The organism is Nostoc sp. UIC 10607 (assembly GCF_047228265.1).
In the GTDB taxonomy this organism is placed as follows: Bacteria; Cyanobacteriota; Cyanobacteriia; order Cyanobacteriales; family Nostocaceae; genus Nostoc; species Nostoc foliaceum_A.
The window spans coordinates 116196-142093 of the sequence record NZ_JBIQNW010000013.1 but is presented as its reverse complement, the minus strand read 5'-3'; the positions used below and the strand labels follow the sequence as shown (position 1 = coordinate 142093).

General features: G+C 42.4%; 21 protein-coding genes. 10 read left to right on the top strand and 11 right to left on the bottom strand.

What is annotated here, in order from left to right; all coding sequences use genetic code 11:
• Nucleotides 1–220: 220 nt before the first annotated feature.
• The 6 genes from ACEYW6_RS14910 to ACEYW6_RS14885 all read right to left on the bottom strand — a co-directional run bounded on the left by ACEYW6_RS14910 (nucleotide 221) and on the right by ACEYW6_RS14885 (nucleotide 5890).
• On the bottom strand, nucleotides 221–580 hold the full coding sequence (locus ACEYW6_RS14910; protein ID WP_412980311.1) for a DOPA 4,5-dioxygenase family protein: 360 nt from the start codon (nucleotides 578–580) through the stop codon (nucleotides 221–223).
• A complete protein-coding gene (locus ACEYW6_RS14905) occupies nucleotides 580–1329 on the bottom strand; it encodes an SDR family oxidoreductase (RefSeq protein WP_412980310.1) in 750 nt (249 codons plus the stop codon). Before ACEYW6_RS14905 ends, ACEYW6_RS14910 begins: the two co-directional genes overlap by 1 nt.
• 30 nt (nucleotides 1330–1359) lie before the next feature.
• Nucleotides 1360–2169 carry a nucleotidyltransferase domain-containing protein gene (locus ACEYW6_RS14900; protein WP_412980309.1) on the bottom strand — a complete coding sequence of 270 codons (810 nt, stop codon included), beginning with the start codon at nucleotides 2167–2169 and terminating at the stop codon, nucleotides 1360–1362.
• A 228-nt stretch (nucleotides 2170–2397) separates the two neighbouring features.
• Nucleotides 2398–3027, bottom strand: coding sequence for a thioredoxin family protein (locus ACEYW6_RS14895; RefSeq protein ID WP_412980308.1), 630 nt, complete (start codon nucleotides 3025–3027; stop codon nucleotides 2398–2400).
• Between the two features lie 78 nt (nucleotides 3028–3105).
• Nucleotides 3106–4158, bottom strand: coding sequence for a sulfonate ABC transporter substrate-binding protein (locus ACEYW6_RS14890; protein ID WP_412980307.1), 1053 nt, complete (start codon nucleotides 4156–4158; stop codon nucleotides 3106–3108).
• A gap of 244 nt (nucleotides 4159–4402) precedes the next feature.
• The gene (locus ACEYW6_RS14885) at nucleotides 4403–5890 is read right to left on the bottom strand and encodes an amidohydrolase family protein (protein ID WP_412980306.1); all 1488 of its coding nucleotides are present in this window, start codon (nucleotides 5888–5890) and stop codon (nucleotides 4403–4405) included.
• A gap of 613 nt (nucleotides 5891–6503) precedes the next feature.
• Between ACEYW6_RS14885 and ACEYW6_RS14880 the strand changes: the two genes are divergently transcribed.
• Complete coding sequence (locus ACEYW6_RS14880) at nucleotides 6504–7823, top strand: MFS transporter (protein ID WP_412980305.1); 1320 nt, start codon at nucleotides 6504–6506, stop codon at nucleotides 7821–7823.
• A gap of 489 nt (nucleotides 7824–8312) precedes the next feature.
• Nucleotides 8313–8822 carry a pentapeptide repeat-containing protein gene (locus ACEYW6_RS14875; RefSeq protein ID WP_412980327.1) on the top strand — a complete coding sequence of 170 codons (510 nt, stop codon included), beginning with the start codon at nucleotides 8313–8315 and terminating at the stop codon, nucleotides 8820–8822.
• A 121-nt stretch (nucleotides 8823–8943) separates the two neighbouring features.
• On the opposite strand, the gene ACEYW6_RS14870 is transcribed toward ACEYW6_RS14875, so the two are convergent.
• The 3 genes from ACEYW6_RS14870 to ACEYW6_RS14860 form a co-directional block, all read right to left on the bottom strand.
• The gene (locus ACEYW6_RS14870; RefSeq protein WP_412980304.1) at nucleotides 8944–9711 is read right to left on the bottom strand and encodes an ATP-binding cassette domain-containing protein; all 768 of its coding nucleotides are present in this window, start codon (nucleotides 9709–9711) and stop codon (nucleotides 8944–8946) included.
• Nucleotides 9712–9771: 60 nt separating this feature from the next.
• Entirely contained in the window at nucleotides 9772–10599 is an 828-nt protein-coding gene (gene ssuC / locus ACEYW6_RS14865) for an aliphatic sulfonate ABC transporter permease SsuC (RefSeq protein ID WP_412980303.1), read from the bottom strand.
• A gap of 297 nt (nucleotides 10600–10896) precedes the next feature.
• Entirely contained in the window at nucleotides 10897–12744 is a 1848-nt protein-coding gene (locus ACEYW6_RS14860) for an iron uptake porin (RefSeq protein ID WP_412980302.1), read from the bottom strand.
• 967 nt (nucleotides 12745–13711) lie between these two features.
• Here ACEYW6_RS14860 and ACEYW6_RS14855 point away from each other — a divergent pair.
• The 8 genes from ACEYW6_RS14855 to ACEYW6_RS14820 all read left to right on the top strand — a co-directional run bounded on the left by ACEYW6_RS14855 (nucleotide 13712) and on the right by ACEYW6_RS14820 (nucleotide 24144).
• Nucleotides 13712–14533: a class I SAM-dependent methyltransferase gene (locus tag ACEYW6_RS14855; RefSeq protein ID WP_412980301.1), complete on the top strand. Its 822-nt coding sequence runs from the start codon at nucleotides 13712–13714 to the stop codon at nucleotides 14531–14533.
• Nucleotides 14534–14599: 66 nt separating this feature from the next.
• Entirely contained in the window at nucleotides 14600–15964 is a 1365-nt protein-coding gene (locus ACEYW6_RS14850; RefSeq protein WP_412980300.1) for an LLM class flavin-dependent oxidoreductase, read from the top strand.
• A 560-nt stretch (nucleotides 15965–16524) separates the two neighbouring features.
• Nucleotides 16525–18063: an amidohydrolase family protein gene (locus ACEYW6_RS14845; RefSeq protein ID WP_412980299.1), complete on the top strand. Its 1539-nt coding sequence runs from the start codon at nucleotides 16525–16527 to the stop codon at nucleotides 18061–18063.
• A 99-nt stretch (nucleotides 18064–18162) separates the two neighbouring features.
• Complete coding sequence (locus tag ACEYW6_RS14840; RefSeq protein WP_412980298.1) at nucleotides 18163–18816, top strand: dienelactone hydrolase family protein; 654 nt, start codon at nucleotides 18163–18165, stop codon at nucleotides 18814–18816.
• 24 nt (nucleotides 18817–18840) lie between these two features.
• Entirely contained in the window at nucleotides 18841–19839 is a 999-nt protein-coding gene (locus ACEYW6_RS14835) for an aldo/keto reductase (protein WP_412980297.1), read from the top strand.
• Between the two features lie 187 nt (nucleotides 19840–20026).
• The gene (locus ACEYW6_RS14830; RefSeq protein ID WP_412980326.1) at nucleotides 20027–21094 is read left to right on the top strand and encodes an aliphatic sulfonate ABC transporter substrate-binding protein; all 1068 of its coding nucleotides are present in this window, start codon (nucleotides 20027–20029) and stop codon (nucleotides 21092–21094) included.
• Between the two features lie 107 nt (nucleotides 21095–21201).
• On the top strand, nucleotides 21202–23052 hold the full coding sequence (locus ACEYW6_RS14825; protein WP_412980296.1) for an ABC transporter ATP-binding protein: 1851 nt from the start codon (nucleotides 21202–21204) through the stop codon (nucleotides 23050–23052).
• A 30-nt stretch (nucleotides 23053–23082) separates the two neighbouring features.
• Entirely contained in the window at nucleotides 23083–24144 is a 1062-nt protein-coding gene (locus ACEYW6_RS14820) for a sulfonate ABC transporter substrate-binding protein (RefSeq protein WP_412980295.1), read from the top strand.
• Between the two features lie 28 nt (nucleotides 24145–24172).
• Here the strand turns inward: ACEYW6_RS14820 and ACEYW6_RS14815 are convergent, their stop codons facing one another.
• Nucleotides 24173–25450, bottom strand: coding sequence for an MFS transporter (locus ACEYW6_RS14815; protein ID WP_412980294.1), 1278 nt, complete (start codon nucleotides 25448–25450; stop codon nucleotides 24173–24175).
• Nucleotides 25410–25889 (bottom strand): MarR family winged helix-turn-helix transcriptional regulator, encoded by a 480-nt coding sequence (locus tag ACEYW6_RS14810; RefSeq protein ID WP_412980293.1) that lies wholly within the window; start codon nucleotides 25887–25889, stop codon nucleotides 25410–25412. The genes ACEYW6_RS14815 and ACEYW6_RS14810 overlap by 41 nt, the downstream gene beginning before the upstream one ends.
• Between the last annotated feature and the right edge of the window lie 9 nt (nucleotides 25890–25898).

Genomic DNA, 25898 nt, shown 5'->3' with positions numbered 1-25898 from the left:
CGGACATTAAACTACAAGCAATATCAATACTACGACAAATTGAGCAATTTACCGTATTTTACTGATAGAATATTCACATAGACAAGCCGCAAATGCAAGATCGGAAAAAATATGCCTATAAGGAAAACTATTATGGTTATGACGAATTAGCGCATAAAATTTTAGCGGTTTTTAAACGCAAAGGTACGCCAAGGGAAGCGCAGAGGTGCGCGGAGAGATTTTAAGAGGCGTTGGGTTTGATGCGTTGTAGGAAATCGATGTTTAAATCTAGCTTATTTCCTAGCCATAAAGAATGTGCTGTATGATCTGTGACATCATCACCCGTCTCAGGGTGGACGAGAATATCTAACCCTTCACGGTTGAGCATTAACCAGGAGACGACTTGCGTAAATTGGTTTGGTGAAAAGGCAACTTGATACATTGCTTGTGGATGCGGGCCAATGGGTTGATCGTGCCAGCGTCCAAGTTTTACTTCAAATCTAGCTCCTAATCCTTCTCGGATACGGGCAGCAGTCTCACGAGTCTCGGTATCGTAGTAGACATGAGCATGAAAACCAGTGATAATACTATTTTCTTTCATTACCGTTCTTGCTGAGTCGGTCGAATGAGAATTTCATTGACATTAACGTGGGGTGGCTGAGTTACAGCATAAGCGATCGCTCTGGCAATATCATCACTTTCCAAAGCTTTGATTGATTTACGCCGTTCTTCACTAATCTGTTTAGATATGGGATCGGTAATATAATTGTTAATTTCTGTCTCTACCAAACCAGGTTCGATGATGGTGACGCGGATGTTATCTTTCAACACTTCTTGCCGCAAAGATTCTGAAATAGCGTTTACACCCCATTTAGTTGCGTTGTATATCCCGACACCTGCACGCGCTAAACGACCTGCCACTGATGAAATATTGACGATATGCCCACCACTTTGGGCTTTGAAAATTGGTAGAACGGCATGGGTAGCATAAAGCAATCCGAAGACATTAACATCAAACATCCGCCGCCAGTCTGATGTGTTACCGCCATCAATATTACCTGTCAAGGCTATACCTGCATTGTTCACTAAGATATCGACTCGCCCTAACTCTGCATTTGCTTTTTGGATTAGATTGTTGGCTTGAGTTTCGTCGGTGATATCAGTAACAATAGGTAAAGCCTGACCACCACTGGATTCGATTCGTTTTGCTAATGCTTCCAAGCGATCGCTTCTTCTGGCTGCAATTACCACTTTTGCCCCTTCTGCGGCTAGTGCGATCGCTGTAGCTTCGCCAATTCCCGAAGAAGCTCCCGTAATAATTGCTACTTTCTTTTCTAATTTCCCTGCCATAACTTAATCCTTTTTCTACCAGTCTCATTACTATCTAAAAGCATCTATAACTGTTTGCAGATATTGCATAGAAGCTGTTTCTGCTGAAGAATGCACAACCAACTCTGGTTTGTTTAATCCTTCCCGAAACTGACGATATAAGTAAATGCTGTGTTGAAACGCTTTGGCAATCTCAAAACTATCGTATTTCATCGGAATAGTCTGACGAAAATCTGCTAACAAATGAGGAAGTTCTGTTTCAAAATTCCTCACACCGCGAGGAAGTAATCCTGCTTGCATTTTGGCTAATGGAGCCAGAACTTGTCCACGAATAAAAGATAGAAAATCAATAGCTTCAAAGAGTTCGCCTCTGCCTAATTTGGTAGCGCCATAGTGTACCCAAACCCAGAAGCGGTCTTCAACCCACTGTAAATCTAAAGGTGGATAATTTCGTGGGTTATCTTTTATAACTAAGGTTAGTAAATTGTCTTTTTCCCATAGAACAATAGGATTTTCTACCCTATCTATTTTAAAATCTTCTAAAACTAAAAATTTAAAATCAACGTGTAAAAGTGGATTTTCATATAAACAAATTAACAATCGAGGTTCACCGACGTGTTCGCCTGTAAAAGCCGCTAGCAATGAACCCGAGTGATTAGCGAAAAGCTTTCTTTCATGCAATACCTGTTGATAATAAGCATCGGCTACAACAATAATTAAGTCGAGGTCGGAATACTCATCCATTTCCCCACTCAAATAAGAACCACCAATGGCTACACCTAACAAGCGATCGTCTTTTTTCAGACGAGAAATAATCTGCTCTAAAAAGCCTCGTTGTGGTTCGGGAATGGGCATAGTCATGATGAAAAGGCAGACGACAGAAGGGAAAACCCGCATTTCTCACAAGCAAGCAGTAGGGGCGGGTTCGCTGTTGAGCGCATCCCTTCCCCTAGAGTAAGCGTTCTCTTGTAGCCACTGCGCGTCCAAGTTGTACATTTTTCCGTTAAGACTGTCATTGGAAATACAAATGACTAATGACTAATGACAACCCCCGTAAGTAAATATACAACTTAAATGCGTAACAGCTTATCAAACTGCGATACCTTCGGTGAGCTTCGCTAACGCAGAATTTTTATAATAAACAGGTTCATTTCCTGGCTTCCATTTGATATTACAACCAATACTAGGTTTTTGTTCCCAAGTAACAGCCCGACCTCTCAAGACAGTTTCAATTGCAGCCCGCAAGTCTTTTCCAGTCACAGGTATTTCGCTTTGCGGACGGCTATCGTCTAGCTGTCCCCGATAAACCAGTTTTTGGGTAGAATCAAATAGAAAAAAGTCGGGAGTACAAGCAGCAAAAAAGTTTTTCGCGGTTTTCTGAGTCTCATCAAACAGGAGTGGATAAGCTAAATCTAACTCTTGTGCAAAGGCTTTCAAAGATTCCGGTGCATCGTCAGGATGGGTAGTGGTATCATTAGCACTAATTGCCACAATTCCTAGATTTCTGTCCGTATTTTGTATATAGTCTTGACCTAGTTTTGCCAATTCAAATTTGATGTGCTGTACGTATGGACAATGACGACTTAAAAATATTACTAGCAACGCTTTTTCGCTAGCAAAATCAGAGAGTGAAATCGTTCTACCCGAAACTACATCTGGTAAATAAAAATCAGGTGCTAAAGTACCTAAAGGCAGCATTGTTGAAAAAGTTTTTGCCATAAAATAAAAATCCTTTAATTATTCAAAACAACAGTAAAAGCAGCGCGTTGATTGTAAATTGTAATTATGAATTACTAATTATTTCTGACTAATCATGGTTTTAGGTGTGATAGCTGCATATTGCTCAGGTGTCAGCATTGCTTCTTTTACGTCTATGGATTTAGGAATTACTTTCTCTTGGGTAAATAAATCTGCAATTTGCTGTTGACCTGCCATAATTTCTGGAGTAATTTCTCTTAAGCCGTAAGTTCGTCTTTTAACCATTTCTGCAATAATATCCTCATCAATTTTGAGGTGAGGAGCAGTTAGTTTGACAACTTCGGCTTGGTTTTGTTCAGCCCATTTGTCTACTTTATCTATCTCCTCAAGCACTAATCGCACTATTTCTGGATTTTCTGTAGAAAACTTTCGTGAAGCCATGTAATATCCACCCTGAGTAGCGATACCCCCAGCATTTCTCAAAACTCTGGCATTTGCAGTTTTCTGTGCTAACGCTAAATGAGGGTCCCACGTCACCCAAGCATCAATTTGCCCTTGAATAAAAGCACCACGCGCTTCAGATGGGGGCATACTCAGAGCTTGAACATCACTATATTTTAAACCTGCTTCTTCTAAAGCTTTAACTAATAAGTAATGGGACGCTGAACCTTTTTGAAAAATTATTTTTTTCCCTTTAAGGTCAGCTACGCTCTTAATTGGTGAATTTTTTTGAACTACGATACCACTGCCTTCACCTGTGCCAGGGCTACGGTTAGCAATATAAACTAAAGATGTACCAGCCGCTTGGGCAAATATAGGGGGAGTCTCTCCGACAGAGCCAATATCAACTCTACCTACATTCATCGCTTCCATTAATTGGGGGCCTGCTGCAAATTGTGCCCATTCCACAGAAACACCCAAGGGTTGTAGACGTTTTTCTATTCCCCCTCTTAGTTTAATGAGGTCTCCAGCACTTTGATATCCGATGCGGAGAGTTGTTGTTGTAAAGCCATTTGATTTATTTTCTGTAGTTGGAGTTTCGACTGAGCAGCTAATTAAAGTTGTCGAAATAGTCAATAATCCAGGCACTATCAAAAATGAAAATCTCTGAAATAGGTTAATTTTTGGAAATACTTTAGATGAGAATCTCATGAAGTTATGGTTCGCTATCACTTTGATGGGAATGGTTAAAATTATTCTGTGGCGTAAATGCAAATAATAGTGATCCTTGCTCTTCATTTTTCAGATAGCTAATCACGATAAAATCTGAAAGTAAAGGATGAAAAAGATTTATTTTCTTATTGCCAATTTTCTTTTTCAAGATAAGAAGGTGGACATTGCCCACCTTCAGGGTAGATAGCGGAGTGAGTCATTGCATTAGGTACACAAACTTGTCTTAAGCGCGAGTATTAGCTGCTAAATATTCTTCTGCTGCTTTCTCAATTGCTGTACCCTTGAAAAAGTCACGATTGAGACTGGTGTACAACTCCAAAGGATGGATAGATAAGAAGTGTCGCAAGTCTTCTTCGCTGAGGATACCGCGTTCTACCATGCTGTAAGCGTTGGAGGTAACAGCTGTAATATCAGGTACATCCCAGTGACCAGAATCAGAACCCAAGAAGGCTTTTACTCTGTCGCCAAAGGGATTGGCTTTTTGATGGAAGGCATAAGCCACACGGGTATCGTCTGATTCTGTACCGAAGTAGAAGTGATTGAGGAAGCGATCGCGCACATCTTCAGCTTTGGTAATCCCCGCCGCCGCAAATTCGTTTAATTCGCCAGGATCTTCAGGTGCAAAGTATTTACCGTGGAAACCTAAACCACTACCAATTTCATCGAAACGATTTTGAAATTCTTTGCCACCATACTGAATGAACAATTCCCGTAATTCTTCCCGATTCACATTACCAGGATGATTGTTCTGTAAAATCTCTGGGTTTCGAGTTTCCCAATGCCAAATAATATCTGTATAAAGACTAGCTCCCCAAGCAGAACCACCTTCTAGAAAAGCAAATCTGAGAGAGGGGAAACGATGAGTAACACCACCAAAGAACAGTGCTTTACAAAAAGCTTCAGCAGCCGAGGCGAAGTGTCCAATGTGATTATATTGATAGTTGGAAATCGAACGGCGCGATGTCCAACCCATACCAGAGGCGTGAGTAGTGGGGACAACTTTTAGCTCTACGCACTTCGCCCAGAAGGGATCATAATCGTATGCACTATCCAAGGCAAAGTTATCAATCCAAGTTGCTTCTCGTTGTACTTCTTCAGGGTATTTCTCGAAGCCAGGGATAACGCGGGTAACATAACCAGGAATTTGAATTGCTTTCAATCCCAATTCTTTAACTGCATATTCCAATTCTTCTATCCCTTCTTCTGGTGTGTTGAGAGGAATAGTAGCAATGGGAGTTAAGCGATCAGAGTATGGCCGGAATATATCTGCATGATAGAGGTTGGCTGCACGGCAAACAGCCCGACGCATTTCTTCGTTTTTAATTTGCGGTGCTAAAGTTGCCAAGTTGGGATATAATACAGCAAAATCTGTCCCAGCTTCTTGCAAGCGCTCATGCAGTAGCTTCGGCAAGCTAATAGTAGCAAGGTTTAAAGTATCTTTCGTGGGACGACCCCAAAACGGAGGACGAGCAGTGCGGTAAGTATGACGTTCTTCCCAAGTTTGCTGGAACCAACGATAACGTCCAGCACCGGGTAAATGGTCTCGGAAACTATCCGCAATTTTAGCACCACCCACCTGAGCTAAATAGTCAAGAAAAGCTGGTTCAAATTCCTGGGTATGCACATCGGTATCAATGATGGGATAACCTAGTTGCTCCCGAATTTGTGCTGAACGAGATTTTTTAGTAGGACGTTCAAGTGCAATTGTCATAATTACGTCTCCATAGTTAAAATGACCATCAACTTTGAGCAAAATCAAGCTTTACGACCAAGCAAAAATCAAAATTTTCAACTCGATATCAACTGGAGTTGTATTACTGTATTCGTGTTCTCACTGATTACTCTGTGTGTACAAGACTTGTGCCAGAAGCTATAAATACTATTTATCTACCGATTTATCGTAGATTCACTTGGTATTATTGCACAGTCACAGCTACAAGACAAGTGGTTAGGAGCTAAAGTATACGTAATTCACAATTTAAGGTACACTAACTCTTAGTAAAACTAAATATATTATGACCATAGGCTGGGAACCCTCCTGGGAGGCTCCGCCTCCAGTTGCTTGACCAGAGGCAGAGCCTCTTAGAATACATTCCCAGTCTTAAGACTGGGAACGAGGCTAACGAGGCTACACAAGCATTTTGGCTTTTCTTTTCTTAGTGCTATTCGTCTCAGCATCCTTCTCAGGATATATTAAGCCTGCTAACTTTACGTTTAACTAAATTTAAGTATTCCTAAATTATCTGAATAATTGCGAAGAAAATAGCAAAGTCAGTGAACTTTTCATCCAAAAATTGGCTCAAGTCTCCTTAAGGAAAATATTGATGCAAAAAAGTAATAAAAAAAGCTCTGAATTAAGCAAACTATTGTTTACTTCTTGGGATATTCCACCTGCTTTAAAATCTCCAAATGTTTGTTGTTTCGTAATTGGAGAGAGTGTATCTTTTTTTGGCTCTTGGATGACTCAAATCGCTCTTGTATGGATGGTTTATCAAATCACTAATTCAGTCATGTTAGTTGGCATAGTTGGATTCACCAATCAATTTATGGGGTTAATTATTACGCCATTGGTAGGTGTGTATCTAGATTGCTGGAATTTACGTTATGTATTACTAACTACTCAATTAGTATCCATTTTACTATCTTCTACTCTTACTGTTCTCACTATTAACAGTCATATTACCGTTACGTGGATTATCATCATCGGTATCATGCAAGGAACTGTCAAAGCGTTTGATCTGCCAGCACGGTTGGTAACTATTCCTAGATTGGTGGATAACAAAGCAGATACTTATAGTGCCATTTCTATCCATTCATTCTTAATTAATACAGCAAAGTTTGTCAGTCCCATGCTAGGAGGATTTTTACTTGCTAGATTTGGAGCAGCTTCATGTTTTTTAGTCGATAGTATCAGCTATATACCCTTTGTTTTTGCTATATTAGCTGCACAAATTAAATCAGTTTCTAATAAACATTTACTAAAAAACACAAATATTTTCCAAAACTTAAAAGAAGGTTTTACTTTCGCTTATGATTTTCTCCCCATTAGGTATGTTTTAGCCTTACAAATTCTGATTTGTTTCATGGTCATGACCCACGTTAACCTCATACCTGTTTTCGTCAAGGAAATATTAAATGGTAATGCAGAAACTATGGGATTTTTAATGACTGCTTCCGCACTGGGTTCGATAATTGCTGGGCTTTATCTGATTTTAAGGAAACAAGCTACAGGATTAGTAAATGTCATAGCGTATTCTGCTATGGTTTTAGGTTTAGGTTTAATACTGTTTTCTCGCTCTAATAATCTACAGACTTGCCTAGTATTAATTTTCATTGTCGGAATGACGAATACGCTTACTTTGGCAGCTATTAGCAACTTTGTGCAATTAATTTTGGTGGATGAAACTAAAAGGGGTAGAGTCACAAGTATATTCACAACAGGCTTTTTGGGAATATTACCTTTTGGTAATTTATTTTTTGGAGGATTAGCAAGTAAAATAGGAGTTGATAATGCTTTACTTTTCGGTGGTATCTGTTGTTTAATAGGAGCTATCTTTTTTGTAAAAAAGTTACCAAATATAAAAAATTTAATATCTCAAGTTTATGTAGAATTGGGTTTAATTACTCAGCCCAATAGAGATTAAAATAATATAAATAATGCTATTTAACTAATTTAGGTTTTTATCTCTGTGTTCTCCCTTTAGGCACTCTTCCCTTTGGCACGCTCCATGTAGCTTGCTTCTCTGGAGGAGAACGAGAACACCTTTGTCTTTGGAGAGGCGATCGCAGTTTTTACAACGGAGGAAACCTCCGCAATGGACTGCTCTCTTCTTCTAGCACCTATTCTCGCCATTTACGACAGGTATAAGTCATTGTGCCCAGAGACAGGCGCGATACTTTCAGCCTAATCTTGCCAAGATTAATGTATTTCATGTTTTTTACTCCACTAATGTTGAATTTATTTGAATGATGTCTGTCAGCAACAAAATTTCACATCACTTTAATTTATCGATTTGAACAAAAATAATATTTGTTTTTATTAATCAACTTACTTTACAGTAAATATCAACCACTAGATGAACAATTTCTATAAAGCCAAAGTCGAGATTGTGAATTTGAATAGCGAGGTACTCATGAAGAAATCAATTTCTCAGAAATTAACTACTTGGATAGTAGCAGCCGTATTTTTGGTACTTGTGGCAGGATTTTCTCTGCTCGAACAACCTAGTGCAAAGGCTCAATCACTAACACCACCCACAACCATAGAATCTGCACCTGTTCCTGTAACATCTGTAGTTGATAACGTTAGACATTTACTAACAACCAATGAGTGTATTGGATGTAACTTAATAGGAGCAAGACTGAAGGATACAAACCTGCAAAATGCAAATTTAGAGAATGCGAACTTGCAAGGTGCTGATTTAGAACGAGCAAACTTACAAGGGACTAACTTGCAAGGGGCAAATCTTCAAGGTGCAGATTTAGGTAAGGCAAGCATCATAGGCGCAAACTTAGAGAATGCAAACTTATTTGATGCGGATTTAGAGAAGGCCAATCTCACTGGTGCGAATATAGTTGGAGCAAACTTTCAAGGGGCTGATTTGGAAAAAGCAATTACACCACTGGGATTGATGACTCAGTAAAAAATCCTTAGTTATGGTACAAAAACTAAGTGAATATCTCTCTTTTTGACCCCAATTACCACCCTTGGTAGTTGGGGTTTTGTTAATTTACTAGATGAAATATCCACTTAAAAGTAGAGTATTAATGACTCATTTGCAATAATTGATGTGCGTGAGCACCTTCATTATTCATAACTTGTTCTAGTACTGCTTCCCTAATATTTACAAATACTTCACTAGCTCTGTCTCGTGGACGCGACAATCTTACAGGTAAATCTAATGCAACCCGTCCTTCTTCAATTACTATCACTCTGTCTGCTAGCGCCACAGCTTCTTCTACATCATGGGTGACTAAAAATGCCGTAAAGCCTCTCTGTTGCCACAAATCTTCAATTAAATGTTGCATTTCTAGGCGAGTTAACGCATCTAATGCTCCTAAAGGCTCATCAAGTAGTAATAGATGTGGTTGACTTACTAATGCTCTGGCTAATGCTACCCGTTGTCGTTGTCCTCCAGATAGTACATACGGCCATTCGCCAGCTCTATCTTTGAGTCCTACTTGTTCTAATACCCACGCAGCTTTTGCACGCCAATTTTCTTGCAAACCCAGACCCACATTGTCTATCACACGTTTCCAAGGTAGTAACCGGGGGTCTTGAAACATCACTCTTACAGAATGACTGAGCTTGCGTAGTGGTTCTCCATCTAGCAATATGCCGCCTGTCGTGGGTTTATCTAACCCTGATACAAGGCGTAGTAAAGTACTTTTACCACAACCACTGCGTCCTACAATAGCAATAAACTCTCCTGGCGCTACTTCTAGATTTAATGAGTTTAAGACAGTTTTATTTCCAAAAACTTTGCTTAAACCCAAAATTGTAAGTTGTGAACCTTGTATATTTGAAACCATTTTGATTTTTCCTTTTTTTAGAGATTATCGAGCGATTCAGTTATTGAGTATTTGGGATTTTTACCCAGCAGATGTGTAATTGGGATTCCATGATAAAAACTTATTTTCTAGAGCCTTAGCAATGGAATTTGCTAGTTTACCTAGTAGTGCATAGATAACAATACTTAACACCACAACATCCGTTTGCATAAACTCACGGGCGTTCATTGCCATATAACCAATGCCGGAATCGGCTGCAATTTGTTCAGCAACAATCAACGACAGCCACATAATACCCAAGGAAAACCGGACACCAATTAAAATCGAAGATAAGGCTCCTGGAAAAATAATTTGCCACAAAAGCTGGGATGTATTTAAGCCATAAACTCTGCCCATTTCAATAAGTTCGGGATCTACACTACGAATTCCATGATAAGTATTAAGATAAATTGGAAAAAATACACCTATAGAAACTAGAAATAATCTAGCTTGATCACCAATTCCAAACCATAAAATTACTAGCGGAATTAATGCCAAGTTGGGAATAGTACGCAGCATTTGCAAGGAACTATCCAGTAATTGTTCTCCAATGCGAGAAAAACCAGTGACTAATCCCAAAATAAAGCCAATTCCACCGCCAACGATAAAACCTGATATAGCGCGTGCGGCACTGATTCCCATGTGTTGGAAAAGCTCTCCAGTTGAGGCTAACTTAAATGCCGTAAAAACTACGCTACTTGGTGCTGGAAGAATTCTGCTGGAAAGTAAACCAGTTCTGGAAGCAATTTCCCAAAGTAGTAGCACTGTAAAAGGCACTAACCAAGGGATGATTTTATCGGCGAATTTGTTGTTGAATATTGCTTCTAGGGATTTTTCGCTGCTTTTAGTCTTTTTCAGAGTAATAGTCATAAGCTACCAATTAGTTGTTTTATGAAGTTCTCATTAACGCCTATTTCGTCAATAGGACTGAATAGGTTTGGTGTTATGTATGTTTGTTTTACCGAGACAGGAACAGGAAGCAAGGAGAACAAACCCAAAAAATTACCTTGTCGTTCGGGTATTTCTTCTTTAAACTACTACATATTGAGCGAATTACCGTAGATTAAAGACATCTTACACGAAATTAAGTAAAAAGCAACTCCCAAGAAGAAGTGGGGAATATTCCTTTTTCAGCTTTGGCTATGGGATTTTCCTGTGAGTTGCTGACTAGAAAGTAAAGGTAGTGCGGAGAGAACCCACCCAAATCGCATCGTTGGCATCATTATGTTCAGGCTTGGTAATTAGGTACAAGCTAGGGATAATTCGGATGTTGTCATTTACCCTATAGGAATAAAAAGTCTCTAAATGCAAAGAGGTATCTTGGTCTTGTCGGAGAGGGGCTGCGGGTGTTGGGCGATAATTACTGCTAGTCACCTTAGGCGGTACACCAACGATAATTCCACCTACATTACCTTCTTGAAACAAGTCTGGAAACGCAAGAGTGAGCGCACCATTGATAATAGTTGCATCACTATCACCATTGGCTAGCTGATTAGCTAGGGTATAACCAAACCAGCCACCTAAATGAAAGCGACGACTAGTTCGCCAGTTAAATTGCAGTCCGAAGTTATCAGTAGTGGTAGCGTTTTGCTCAAAAGGATTTCTAGCAAACACGCTACCTGTCCCACCAGTAAGATTAAAAGCTCCAGTACCAAAGTATTTACGGGCGTAGGTAATACCAATATCTAGCTGACGAGTAGGTGATATGGTCAACTGAGCTAGTGCGAGATGGTTGCCATTGAAGAATCCATTACTATCACCTTCTGGGATATTGGCTTGAGCATCATTAGTTATGTAACCTGCGTTTAATTGCAATTGATCGCTAAACTTGTATGCAAAAGCTGCGCCAGCACCATCAAAACCAGGCCGGTAGATAGTAGGGTTGAATGTTGCGAACCTGGAAGCAGCACCATTTAGCCCACCAATTGAGGCGTTTAAGGTTGGTGTAAAAATAGCTGGTTGCAGCGCTCTAGCTCCTACCCAGACAGTACCTTGGCTACCTACTGGAAAACGGTATACTAACTGACTCAGATATGTTCCTTCTCTACCATCGCTATCAAAGCTAAAACGGGTCATTGCGGTTCCCGTAGTGCTTGTCAAGTTAGGGATAGCACTACCAAGTGTCAATAGCGTTGTGAGTTGATCTCTACCAGTAAAACTAGTTTGAAAATTTAGCCTGGCGCGGTAGGCAAGAAAGGTGTTAGTGCTATCTTCTGTATCATTGGCTGGGGTATTGTTGGCCCGATCACCAAATGTATCAGCCACCAAAAATATCGCATCACCTACCAATTTGGTCGTTGTAGAAAACTGATTGGCTTCTACCTCAGATGTACGTTGTTCCAAGGTATCAAGCTTACCTCGCAACGCTGTCAGTTCGGATGCAAATTGTTCTCGTAAATTTTGCAAAGCAGCCAAGTCTTCTTTTGTGACTAAGTTTTGGGTGCTAGTAGCAATCAACTCGTTGATGCGATCGAGACAAGCATTCAATCCAGCCGCAAATTCGTAGCGTGACAAGGCGCGGTTCCCCCGGAAATCACCGCTTGGGTATCCGGCTATGCAACCATAACGCTCAACTAAAGACTGTATAGCTTGAAATGCCCAATCTGTAGGTTGAACATCAGATAACTCAGAAACAGATGTAACTTGTCCTAGAGGTTTATCTTGATTTGTTAAAGTCCGCTGGGAGAGTAAACTTTTTTTTGGGGATAGGGAAAAATCTGGCGTTTTGATTATTTCTGCATTGGCAATTTGATTAAATCCAGCCTGAGTCGGTTTAATAAGGAGAGTTCCGCTGTTTGGGGAAATTCCTCTAATCTCTGATTTTGGTTCAGATATATTTGGCATTTCAGCAGCAAGTGCGGCTGACGAAAAGATAAAAAATCCATTCAAAAAGGCTGGGATAACTAGCCCGTAATTCCACAAAACATTAAACATTAGTTCTTGAGTTATGCACAGAAAATTAATAAATCTTTGATCGCTAGCACCCCACAGGATTTTTACATCCCGATTACACATCTTTTGTGGACAATATTTCTCAGATAGATTGCTTTACAGAATTATTCTTTTTAAAACTCCATCCCTTTATGGATGGAGTTTTCATCGATTCTGAATTCTGGTTTACGAACAGCTTTTGGCAAAGATAAATGGTGTTAAAAGATTACAGACGAGGCAAGAAAGGCTCACAGTGGGATGTTCTGAGAACTGTGTCAACCTAAATTAGTAGTTACCAGTAAACTACTAAAAGCTTATCGATATTTAGGTGTTTCGCTATTAATTCTGGATATTTGCATAAAATAAAATAAAAAGCAAGTCTCTTAAGACATGTTTTTACAAGATTTTATTGGCCAACTTGTGTTAAGGGCACTTGCATTTTTCTAGGAAGTATGAAAAGCTTTGTTACAGAGCAAAATACGGTAAATCAATCAAGTTATAGTATTTTGTGAGAAATCCACTACAGCATTTCATTTACTGGCTGACTGAATTGAAAATAGGAACTGATGACGGATGACTGGGCAAAGAAATATTTTCATGCCCTCGCTGTGTGATTTATTCAGATGACCGTCTAGCTTGAAAGTGCTGAGTGCTGTAGACACTTTTGGGGCTTCCCACAGGGTGAAGCCACTACGTTGGGGAGACAGCACCGTGGGCAGATTACCCGACTTGTAGCAATTGGCGTTGCTGAGTAAAAGCCAATGAATCAGTAAAGTAGACTTTCATCTAATGTATACAGTTGAGGACGACTACTTAGCCAGAGCCACAGAACAATATTGATGGGGTAAAGATTGATCGTGTACTTAGCGCAAGTAGTAATGAAACCCCTTATCAATGTTCTAAATGGTTTAAACAAACTTGAGAAGAACGTCGGAATTATCGGACTACGCGGACTCTTTTCTGGATTTGTCTTACCAACAGAGACTAGAGAAATCTTAAGAATAATTTTCCCAATCCCTAAATATAGATTGATTAACCAAAAAACCAACTTATGACCCAACTGAAAACACTTCCTACCTACGACCCAACATTATTTGAGGGTGCTGCTGAAGTTTACGCTCAATACAGAACTAAATACCCACCTGCTGTATTCGACAAACTAACCGAAATTTTTCATCTTAATGGTCAGGGACGACTGCTTGATTTGGGTACTGGGCCAGGTTTAATTGCCATTCCCCTCAGCACCAAATTTCAGGAAGTAGTTGCGATCGATCCCGATCCGGAAATGCTCAAGGAAGCGCAACGCCAAGCAGCAGTTGTAGGAGCAAATAATATTACTTGGCTAGAACAAGGCGCAGAACTGATTAACCCTAGTTTAGGGGTATTTAAACTAGCTACCATTGGCAGAGCCTTTCACTGGATGGAACGGGAACTTGTACTAGAACGCCTTTATGAATTGTTGGCAGATGATGGTGCGATCGCACTGCTCAATACAGGTGATAATCCTTGGGTAAGTTCTCTACCCTGGAAACAGGCTGCCATAGAAGTAGTGAAAAAATGGTTAGGTGAGGAGCGACGAACTGGACAACGAGGACAGGGTATTCGTAAATCAGTTGATCCTCCCCACGAAGTTGTAATTGCCAATTCAAAATTTGCCCGCCAAGAAGTGTATGAGGTGCCATTTGAAAAATCTTGGACAGTCTCCAGCTATCTTGGCTACTTGTACACCACAGCCTTCTCTTTGAAAATTTTCTATGGCGATAAAGCCGAAGAATTTGAAGCAGATATCAAAGAAGCATTATTAGCAGTTGAGCCTTCTGGTCACTTTACAGAAGAACTCACAGCAACAATCCAAGTAGTTTGGAAGCATTAACTTGTATTCATTTCGACTTTTGACTTCCGCCTTGCAGTACTATCTATCCAAAAAAAAGAAAAGCAGATGAGCAAAACACGTAAGTTTCGTTTAGGAGCATTTATTCAAGCCACTGGACATCATGTTTCTGCATGGCGACATCCAGATGCACAAATAGATGCGGGTTTTAATTTTGAGCATTACAAAGAAATTACCCAAACCGCTGAACGTGGCTTGTTCGATGCAGTTTTTCTGGCGGACAGCCCAGGAGTTTGGGGTGGCGATCCTCAAACGCAGAGACGCAACGGTAAGCTTGTCCATTTCGAGCCGGTGACACTCTTTTCGGCGTTATCCTCTGTAACTCAAAACATTGGCTTTATTTCCACTGCTTCAACTACCTATGAAGAACCTTACACCCTGGCACGGAAGTTCGCCTCGCTAGATCACTTAAGTAAAGGCCGGGCGGGGTGGAATGTAGTCACCACGGGTAACGAAAATGCCGCAAGTAATTTCGGTCTTGAGCATCACCCGGAACATAGTCAACGTTATGAACGTGCAGAAGAGTTTGTGAAAGTGGTGAAAGGGTTGTGGGATAGCTGGGAAGATGATGCTTTCATCCGTGACAGAGAATCTGGCATCTATTTCGACCAGGATAAACTACATATACTCAACCACAAAGGTAAACATTTTTCTGTCAAAGGCCCGTTGAACGTTGGTCGTCCACCTCAAGGTTATCCGGTGATTGTGCAGGCTGGAGCATCGGAAGCTGGACGGGATTTAGCTGCGCGTACTGCTGAGGTAATCTTCACCGCCAATCAAACCCTAGCCGATGCCCAGGAATTTTACGCTGATGTCAAAGGTCGGTTGGCGAAATATGGACGCTCTCCAGACGATCTGAAAATCATGCCTGGGGCTTTCCCAATCATTGGCCGGACTGAAGAAGAAGCCCAAGAGAAATACGAATTTCTGCAATCGTTGATTCATCCTGATGTAGCTTGGGGTATTTTAAAGAACTATTACAAAGGTGTGGATCTGTCGAAATACTCTTTAGATGATGTAGCTCCTGAACTACCAAGCGACACCAATAATAATAAGAGTCGTCTGAAATTAGTCAGGGATTTAGCTACTCGCGGGACTCTCACACTGCGTCAGTTGTATCTGTCTCTGGCTACTGCACGAGGTCATCGCACTATCCTTGGTACTCCTGAAAGTATTGCTGACCAACTAGAGGAATGGTTTAACAACGGTGCAGCAGATGGTTTTAATATCATGCCGCCCATCTTGCCTACAGGGTTGGATGACTTCGTTAACTTGGTCGTTCCTATCCTCCAGAAACGCGGACTGTTCCGTACTGAATATGAGGGTAGTACTTTGCGGGAAAACTTGGGGCTGCGTCGTCCGGGTAATCAATTCGTTGTCAAACAAGCGAATGAGAGATTGGTTTTGGTGTAAATAAATAGGATTCGTTCGTAGTAAGAACTTTAGTTCTCTCTTGCAGACACTAGGTGAACTCAGGACTAAAGTCCTTACTACAAGCAAAAAGAGTAGTGAGTTTCGAGTGCTGTAGATGCTGTTGTGGTCTGACTTTTCACGTTATGTGGAAAAGTCCACTAAAAACCTAACCCCCTAACCCCCTTCCCGACGCGGGAAGGGGGAAAATTCAAAGTCTCTCTCCTTCTAGGCTACGGTGTATACACAAGTCTGATAACCTTATCGCGTATCGTTCCGATCCCCTCTAACCCCCCTTAAAAAAGGGAACCAAAATCAAAGTCCCCCTTTTGAAAGGGATTTAGGGGGATCAAACCACATTTTGCACTCAGCATAGAGATGTGTGTACACCGTAGCCTTCTAGGAGAGAGATTTAGAGAGAGGTTTTCCAGATGCCGTGAAAAGTCAGCTTGTGGTGAGTCAGTGTGCGATAAATATCAACTAACTCTCGTCTGTTTTGTTGTACTCAGCACTCATAACTCATTTCTCAGCACTACTTCTGTCATTTATTCAAGGAAAAAATCATGACTGAATATAGCAGATTAAAAACTTCCCGTTCCGCGGCAATCAAAGCAAACCTTGATTATCCGATAATTGACACTGATGTTCATACCAATGATTTCACTCCAGCGCTTGAGGATTACATTGCTAAATACGGTGGCTCGAAACTTGTAGATGAATTACGCAAGGCGGAAGCTTCTCGTCTCAATTCCAAGAGCAATGGTAAAGACTGGTATCAACAAACTCCAGAAGAACGCCAGTACAACCGCACAATTCGATCGCCTTGGTGGGCGAGAGTAACCCGCAATACTTTGGATCTTGCTACTTATACTCTTCCTGAACTCTTCTATGAGCGTCAAGCGGAGCAGGGATCAGATTATTCGGTACTGTTTCCGAATAATGTTCTTGCACCAGCTGGAGCAAGTAAAGAGAACCGTCAAGCACTGCAACGGGCCGTCAATCACTATCATGCTGACTTGTACCGGAAATATAGCGATCGCTTGACACCTGTAGCTGGTATCCCGATGGGTAATCCTCAAGAAGCCGTTGAGGAGCTAGAGTTTGCAGTAAAAACACTAGGGCTGAAAGTGGCAAATATTCCTGGTGGTGTGAAACGGCCAATTAAGGCGATCGCTGATAAATATCCAGCAGATCAATATCCTGAAATCGCCAAGTATGCCTCCTACATTGACTTTTACGGATTGGATAGTGAATATGACTACGATCCATTCTGGGCGAAGGCTGTTGAATTAGGTGTACCCGTTACTACCCATTACGGCAGTCAAGGTTGGACTGGACGCTCCTCCATCAGTAACTACATGAACAACCATATCGGTCATTTCGCCGATGGTTCCCAAGCATTTGCCAAGGCATTGTTCTTTGGTGGTGTTACCAAACGTTTCCCTCAGTTGCGCGTAGCTATGCTTGAAGGCGGTGCAGATTGGGGCGCTCACGTTTACATTCATTTAGTAGATCGATTCTCCAAGCGCAACCTCAAAGGACTGCAAAACTACAACCCAGATAACGCCAATTCTGATGAATTGTTCGTATTGTTCGAGCGTTTTGGTAGCGAATTCCTGGAAGCACATCCTCTGAATAAAGAGGAATTGAAAAAGAGTGTCTTAGGTTCTTCCTTCAACCGTCACAGCCGCTCACCCGTTGGTAGTGAACTAGAAGATTTTGCCGCAGCTGGGATTGAAACAATTGAAGACATCCGCGATCGCTGGGTAAATAGTTTCTTCTTTGGTTCCGAGTCTGACGATCGCACCATCGCAGCAGCATTCAACGACAAAGCCAATCCCTTGGGTGTGAAAATCAACGCCATTTATTCCTCAGATGTTGGTCACTGGGATGTACCAGATTTGACCGATCCACTAGCGGAAAGCTGGGATTTGGTACAAGAAGGTGTGATTTCTGAAGCCGACTTCAAGGCTTATGTATCCACTAATCCCTACAAGTTCTACACCCAAGCGAACCCCGATTTCTTCAAGGGTACAGCGATTGAATCCAAAGTCAGTGAAAGTGCGTCCCCACAAGTAGATAAGAAGCTTGTAGTGGCGTAAATCACGGAAGAAGTCTGAGGGAACTTTACTAGTCACGGGGATTAGATGATTTCTAGTCCCCAATTCCTAAATCAAACACACACTTGAGGAATTATAGCTATGCCTATCGAACACCGTTCCGCTTCACTGCCTTATCTTTTCTCGCCTGTCTCTGATGATGCCAAAAAACCCGCGCCTCTTGTGTTATTTCTGCATGGCGCACGCGATCGCGGTAATGATCTAAATGTGCTGCTCAAATGGGGTTTACCTCGTTTCGTAGATGAGTCAAGCTCGTTACCTTATGTCTTTGTAGCTCCCCAACTTCCTGAAGGACAAACTTGGGTAGATCGAGAATCTGACGTAATTGCTTTGTTGGATAATCTCATTACCTCCCAACCCATAGATCCGTCCCGTGTGATTTTATCTGGATTCAGTTTAGGTACGGCTGGGGCATGGCATATCGCTGCTTCTCACCGCGATCGCTTTGCTGGTCTGGTAGCAGTGTCTGGTCGTGTACCCAAAACATTAGAAGCAAGCCAACTAGCTGCCCTTAAGGACATTCCTATCCAAATATTCCAAGGGGGAAAGGACGAAAAACTACCGATTGAGGATGCACAGCAGATTGTCGATACCTTGCGCGGACTTGGGGGAACAGTAGATTTTACCGTCCTGCCGGAAGGCGATCATTTTATTGCCGATGAAGTATACAGTGACCCGAAATTGCAAGAATGGCTGATTTCACAGAGCCGTCGTCAAGCGTCTGTAGTAGCCTAAGTAGAATTCCTTTCCTCTTCTAACATGACATTACCAACAACTAAACTCGGTCAAACTGGATTGACCGTTTCCCGTCTCTGTCTCGGTACAATGACTTTCGGATTCCAGACAGATGAAGAAACTTCCAGACAAATCCTTGACAGCGCCGCCGATGCTGGCATTAACTTTCTCGATACAGCCGACGTTTATCCTCTTGGAGGTGGACTAGCTACTGCTGGAAGTACCGAAGAAATTATTGGGCGCTGGCTCAAAGGCAAACGCGAACATTTTATTTTGGCTACCAAAGCTGTAGGTAAGGTTGGCCCTGCACCTTGGGATCAGGGTGCTTCGCGCAAACACATTTTGGATGCGATTGATGCTTCCCTCAGACGGCTGGGAACGGATTATGTTGACCTCTACCAATTGCATTCTGACGATGCCTCAACCCCTCTTGATGAGACTCTGGAAGCATTGGACACGATAGTTCGCGCTGGCAAGGTACGTTATATCGGGGTTTCTAACTTCTTGGCTTACCGACTCGCCCGCGCCTTGGGTCGCGCCGATGTGCGAAATCTGACTCGCTTTGTTTCGATTCAACCCCGCTACAATTTGTTGTTCCGCGAAATCGAGCGAGAACTCTTGCCTCTAGCCAAAGAAGAAGGATTGGGTGTAATTTCCTACAATCCCTTAGCTGGCGGTCTACTCACTGGCAAACACAATCTCACTCAAGGCCCCGCCACAGGGACTCGTTTCACCTTGGGTACTGCCGCAGAACGTTATCAAGAACGATACTGGCGCGATCGCGAATTCAATACTGTGGAAGAATTACGTACAGTGGCGGAATTCGCTGGATTGTCGCTCACTAGCCTAGCGGTGGCTTGGGTACTGGCTAATCCCATTATTACTGCTCCCATTATTGGTGCTAGCCGACCGGAACAACTTGCTGACACACTCAAGGCTGTAGAACTCAAACTCGATGACAATTTGAAACAAAAGCTAGACGACATTACCGCCAAATATCGTAGAGGAGATTCTCTGCGTTAAGGATTATCGGCTTAGAAATTTGGTCGTTCAGACATGATCAATCGCACTACCACATGAAGGATTTCGGGCTGTTCTGAATTGTATAAAGTTTGCAAAGCAGAATATTTAAGCATTTCAACGCCCGAATTTTTTGTAAAAAATAACCAGAATTCTTTCAAATCAGAAATATCTCATGGATAAAATAGCTATGATTAAACGCCGTCGTTTTCTCAATTTTGCTACATCAGGTCTATGTAGTTTTTCTATGGCATATCTGTTAGGAAGTTGTAGCGAAAAAAGTCCACAGAATCTGGCACAATCTTCTTTGATAAACAGTACTACTGCCAGTTTAGATTACTCTGGTATCAAAACGAAAGTTCTCCGCATGGGGTATCAGAGTGCAGGGGATCTCTTCAGAAATCGCAGAGTTTTAGAGAAACGCTTGGAACCGTTGGGGATTAAGGTGGAATGGGCGCAATTTGCCCAAGGGCCACAACTTATGGAAGGGATGGCTGGGGGAAGAGTTGACGTGGGATCGGTGGGAGAAACGCCACCAATTTTTGCCCAAGTAGCTGGGTCAGACCTTGTTTATGTCGTCGGTACACAAAGAACCGCAACGACAGGGACAAGTAGTGTGATTGCTGTACCTCCAGAGTCTCCCCTTCAGAAATTTGAGGATATTAAGGGGCAAGAAGTTTATTTTCAAAAAGGCTCGGCATCGCACTATTTTATTCTTAGAGCTTTGCAGTCAATCGGCTTGACAATCAAAGATATTAAAATCAAAAGTATGGCGACTATCGAGGCGCGGGGTGCGTTTCTCGAAGGGAGAATTCCTGTTTGGATGACAGGAGATCCCCATTATGCGATCGCTGAAAAAATGGGTCGAATTCGAGTCATCAAAGATTCTGTGGGGCTAGATTCTCCTGGGGGCTACTATATTTCTGACAGGAAGTTTGCCCAAGAAAATCCTGGCTTGCTAAAAATTATTATTGAGGAGCTTCATGCTCTTGATAAGTGGGCAGACGTGAATCGAGACGAAGTAGCCAAATTGATGATCACTGAACAAAAGCTCGATGAAGATGTAGTTGCAAGGGTGATGTCTCGTCGCTCTTTTGCAGGACGTAGAGGACTCAGCCCTGCATTGATCGCGGAACAACAACGTGTAGCAGATTTGTTCTTTCAAGAGGGTGTCATACCAAAGAAAATCAACATTCAGGATGCGTTACTTCCACCTGATTTGTATGCTGCAATCACACCATCAGAAATTATGGTCTAGTGCTTTGTTTCAGTAATTCTTAGGACTTACGCACTGTACAAATGCATCACTCAATTGAGTTGTTAAGGAGAAGCCTAAAAAGATAAGATGCTACGAAATTGACTCTCATGAAGAAAAAGTCCAAACAATCGAAATCCTTTCAACGTGCTGCTGATGCGCCCAACTTGCCAGCAACTCCATTTCGGTTCATTTGCTATTTCGTTAACCAGTTCCGCTGGTGGTATGTGGCAATGGTGATTCTGGAGGTAATACACGCAACCTGCGGCATCATGTTACCTTATGCCATTGGTGAGATTATCCGGGGTGTGACGCGACAGGCGGCCGACAGCAAACCCATTCTTGATGCCATGAGCCAACCCCTGATGCTTTTCACCGCCTTGAGTGTGGGTGAAGTGATATTCGGGCGAGCAGCTGGACTTTTGCAGACTATCCTCCATCCGATCCACCGACAACACATCGTCCGTTCTCTATATAGCTACTTACAGCACCATTCTCACCGTTACCTCAGCAGCAGTTTTTCTGGGGCATTGGCACATCGGATTAGCGAAACTTCTCTGGGTGTGACTCAGACGATGCAAATGCTGATTACTGAATTTATGCCAGTAATCATAGTCTATACTGTCACGACGATATTACTGTATCGCGTCTATCCTCCACTTGCTGGATTCGTGGGGATGTGGGCAGTTCTCTTCATCAGTATTTCGTTCTGGCTGGCAACTCGCTGCCGAATTTACTCCCGAAAAGCCGCAGCAGCAAGAAGTGAAACAACTGGCATCATTGTGGATGCAGTCACAAATCTCACCAGTAGCCGACTGTTTGCTCGCCTGGGTTTTGAACGACGCTATTTGAATGAGCAATTAAGGGACGAACTCAAAGAGGTGAGAAAATCCAACTGGTACTCGGAGCGAATCCGCTGGTTTCAGTTTATCTCAGCAGCAGTCCTGAAAATTGGGACTTTGTATTACTCGCTCTCACTTTGGAGTCAGGGAACGATCGCAACGGCGGATTTTGTCGTAGCAACCAGTCTGTCGCTGTTAATCATTAGTGAAGCCCGCAATTTAAGTAAACGGTTTCTAGAATTTTTTGAACATATCGGCAATATTGCCAATGGTGTCTTCACTATTGTTCAACCCCATGAGATCATTGATCGTGATAGTGCGATCGCCCACTCAATCACTCAGGGACAGATTGAGTTTCGCCAAGTGAATTTTAGCTACTCTCTTGGTAAAAAAGTATTCGACAACCTGTCTATAACTATCCAACCAGGCCAGCGTGTCGGACTGGTTGGCTTTTCTGGCTCTGGGAAATCCAGCTTCGTCAATCTGATTTTGCGTCAATTCGACCCCCAATCTGGACAGATTCTGATTGATGGGGTGGATATTCGAGACATGACGCAAGATGCCCTACACTCCCAGATCAGCTTGATTCCTCAAGATCCGTCTCTGTTCCATCGGACATTGATAGAAAATATTCGTTATGGACGACTAGATGCCACCAACGAAGAAGTGATAGAGGCAGCACGCCAGGCCTATGCTCACGATTTTATCGCTCAGATTCAGGAAGGGTATGATTCTTTGGTCGGTGAGCGCGGTGTCAAACTTTCTGGAGGGCAAAGACAAAGGATTGCGATCGCGCGGGTAATCCTCAAAGATGCACCAATTCTGATTTTGGATGAAGCTACCTCCAGTCTCGATTCCATTACCGAAAAAGCGATCCAAGACACTCTAGACTTAGCAATGGATGGAAAAACGGTGATCGTGGTGGCTCATCGACTTTCTACTATTGCCCATCTAGACCGCATTTTGGTATTTGACCAAGGGCGCATTATCGAAGATGGTACTCATGCCAAACTGCTGGCACGCCGTGGTGCTTACTACAGGTTATGGAAAATGCAGGCAGGTGGATTCTTACCTGTAGAAGCCAATAATCAAAATGCCTCCGAACTACAAACAGGATAGTTTCGAGTAATTTTCTCTTTCTTTGCAAGTATGACTAGAATATTTAATACTCGCCGCCGTTTTATCCGGATTGGTACAGCAGGCTTGTTGGGTTTATCAACTGCATTTACCCTCAATAGTTGTAAGACAAATACCCAGCAAGCAGAAACATCTGCTACTACTATAGGTGCATCAGCTAGTGGGATTAAAACTGATGTGTTGCGAATGGGCTATCAACAAGCCGGGGATTTGGTAAGAGTATCTGGTGTATTAGAAAAACGCCTAGAACCCTTGGGAGTCAAAGTAGAGTGGCTGCAATTTGCCCAAGGGCCACAACTGATGGAAGGAATGAATGTTGGACAAATCGATTTAGGATCTGTAGGCGACACTCCACCCATTTTTGCCCAAGCAGCAGGAGCTAAGATTGTTTATGTTGTAGGTCGGAGTCCTGTAACAGGGAAAGGAAGTGCAATTGCTGTTCCTCCTGAATCGCCACTTAAAGAGTTAAAGGACATCAAAGGACAGAAAGTAAACTTCCAAAAAGGGTCTGCTTCCCACTACTTTATCCTGCGTGCTTTGGATGAAATAGGTTTGAAATACGAAGATATTCAAGTGATCAGTATGCCTAGTGTAGAAGCGCGTGATGCCTTTCTTCAAGGTCGGATTCCTGTCATTGTCTTTGGCGATCCACACCTAGCGATCGCCGAAAAACAAGGTAGAGTTCGTATTCTTCGCACCGGGGAAGGGCTAGATTCTCCTGGTGGATACTATATTGCTGGACGTAAGTTTGCTACAGAAAATCCAGAACTTTTGCGAATTGTCATTGAAGAAATGCAAAAGATTGGTAAGTGGGCAGATGAGCATCCTGAAGAGACAGCAAAACTGCTTGCACCTGAAACAAAGCTTGCTTTGGATATCCAAGAAACAGTGGTTCGTCGTCGCACCTTTCAATTAAGTCCAATGGATGCTGGACGCATCAAGGATCAACAACGAGTCATCGATTATTTTTACAAAAATGGCTTGTTACCCAAATCTCTTGATATTCAAGAAACATTGCTGACTCCTGAACAATATGCTGCAATCACACCAGCTTCTCTCACTAGTCAGCGATAATATTGAATTTTTGGCAGCATACCGTCTTTTACTCCTTTTGTTCAAACTCTTGTAATGCTCCTAACTTGGCAATTCCCGGCCAAATTGCAGCTACAGCAAGTACCACTATAATTGTGCCAATTCCTCCACTAACTACGGAGATAACCGGGCCAAATAAAGCAGCCGTCAAGCCTGATTCAAAGCCGCCTAACTCGTTAGAGGCACTAATAAATACACTATTGATCGCCGCAACCCGACCGCGTAAATTATCTGGCGTTCTAATTTGCACTAAGGTATGACGAATCACAACGCTAATTGTATCTAGTGCGCCACTTAGCACCAACATCAATAATGACAGCCAAAACCAACGAGAAAGCCCAAAGATAATTGTCACAACACCAAAGCCAACTACTGACCAAAGTAAGGCTGGGCCAGCCTTGCGTAAGGGTGGTAGATATGCCAGTACAACTGCCATAAATAAAGCACCAATCGAGGGTGCTGCTTGTAGGTAGCCTAACTCTAATGGCCCTACCTGCAAAATATCTTTGGCGAAGATGGGTAGTAAGGCGATCGCACCCCCCAACAAAACTGCAAACATATCCAAGGTAATTGCTGCTAAAATCAACTGATTTTCCCAGACAAACTTAGCCCCGGCTGAGAGTGCTTTGAGTGAGATTGGTTCTGTAGAACGAATGGTTTCTTGTTTTGAGATTGCCGCCGTTAAGATAAAACACAGCAAACCTGCGATCGCAGCCAGTACGTATACCCCTGTAGCACCTCCCAAAAAGGCTATACCAAATCCTCCCAAGGCTGGACCGATAACTGAGGCTAACTGAAAACTACTACTATTCCAAGTGGCTGCATTAGTAAAAGCACTAGTAGGTATCAATTGCCACATCAAGGCATCACTGGCAGGTTTCAAGAACGCCCTGGCAATGCCTGTAAATACCAAGCAGGCATACATTAATACTATTGCGTCATTAGTCCATGAAAGTACCGCCAAAGCCAGGGAACATAAGGCTAATAAAAATACTGACAGCAGCATTGTCAGTTTGCGATCGCGGCGATCGGCTATATGTCCAGTAATCAAGGTGAGGGCAATCATGGGCAAGACTTGGGCTAGCCCAACACCACCTAATGCCAAAGCTGAATTTGTGCGATCGTAGAGTTCCCAACCAATGGCCACAGTCTGCATTTGTGACCCGATGAACAAAAGTACACGCCCAATTGTAAATAGGCGATAATCTCGAAACCTCAACGCCGCAAAAGGATCGTGTTGTGCAGACTTAGCGTTGCTCCCGTTTAATTTCTGTTTGCTCGAAGACATTTTTTAGTAGAGCCAACCCTTCTTCAATATTGGAAACTTGTTCTGGTGTCAGACCTTCCAAAAGGTCGGCTATATGAGCGCGAGTTTGGTTTTGAGATTGCTTTAATTGATGCTTTCCTTCTTCAGTAAGATTCAGGAGAACTCGCCGCCTTTCTTGAGGATCATCGGTGCGTTGCACCAAGTTGCGTTGTACTAGCCTTTCTGTTGTTGCTGATGCTGTCGCACAGGTAACACCTAGATGCTCTGCCAAATCAGATAATGAAGCACCTGGACTGCGGTTAAGAAATGCTAGCGATCGCAACTGTGGTATAGATAAAGCAGCAGCACTGTGAGCTCGCATATCCGCTCGGATAAACCGCATCACTAACGGAATTGTATCCATTACTCTGGCAGCACATTCTTGGGAAGTTGCGCCTTGCGTAGGTTTTCCGAGTTTCATCAGCTATTC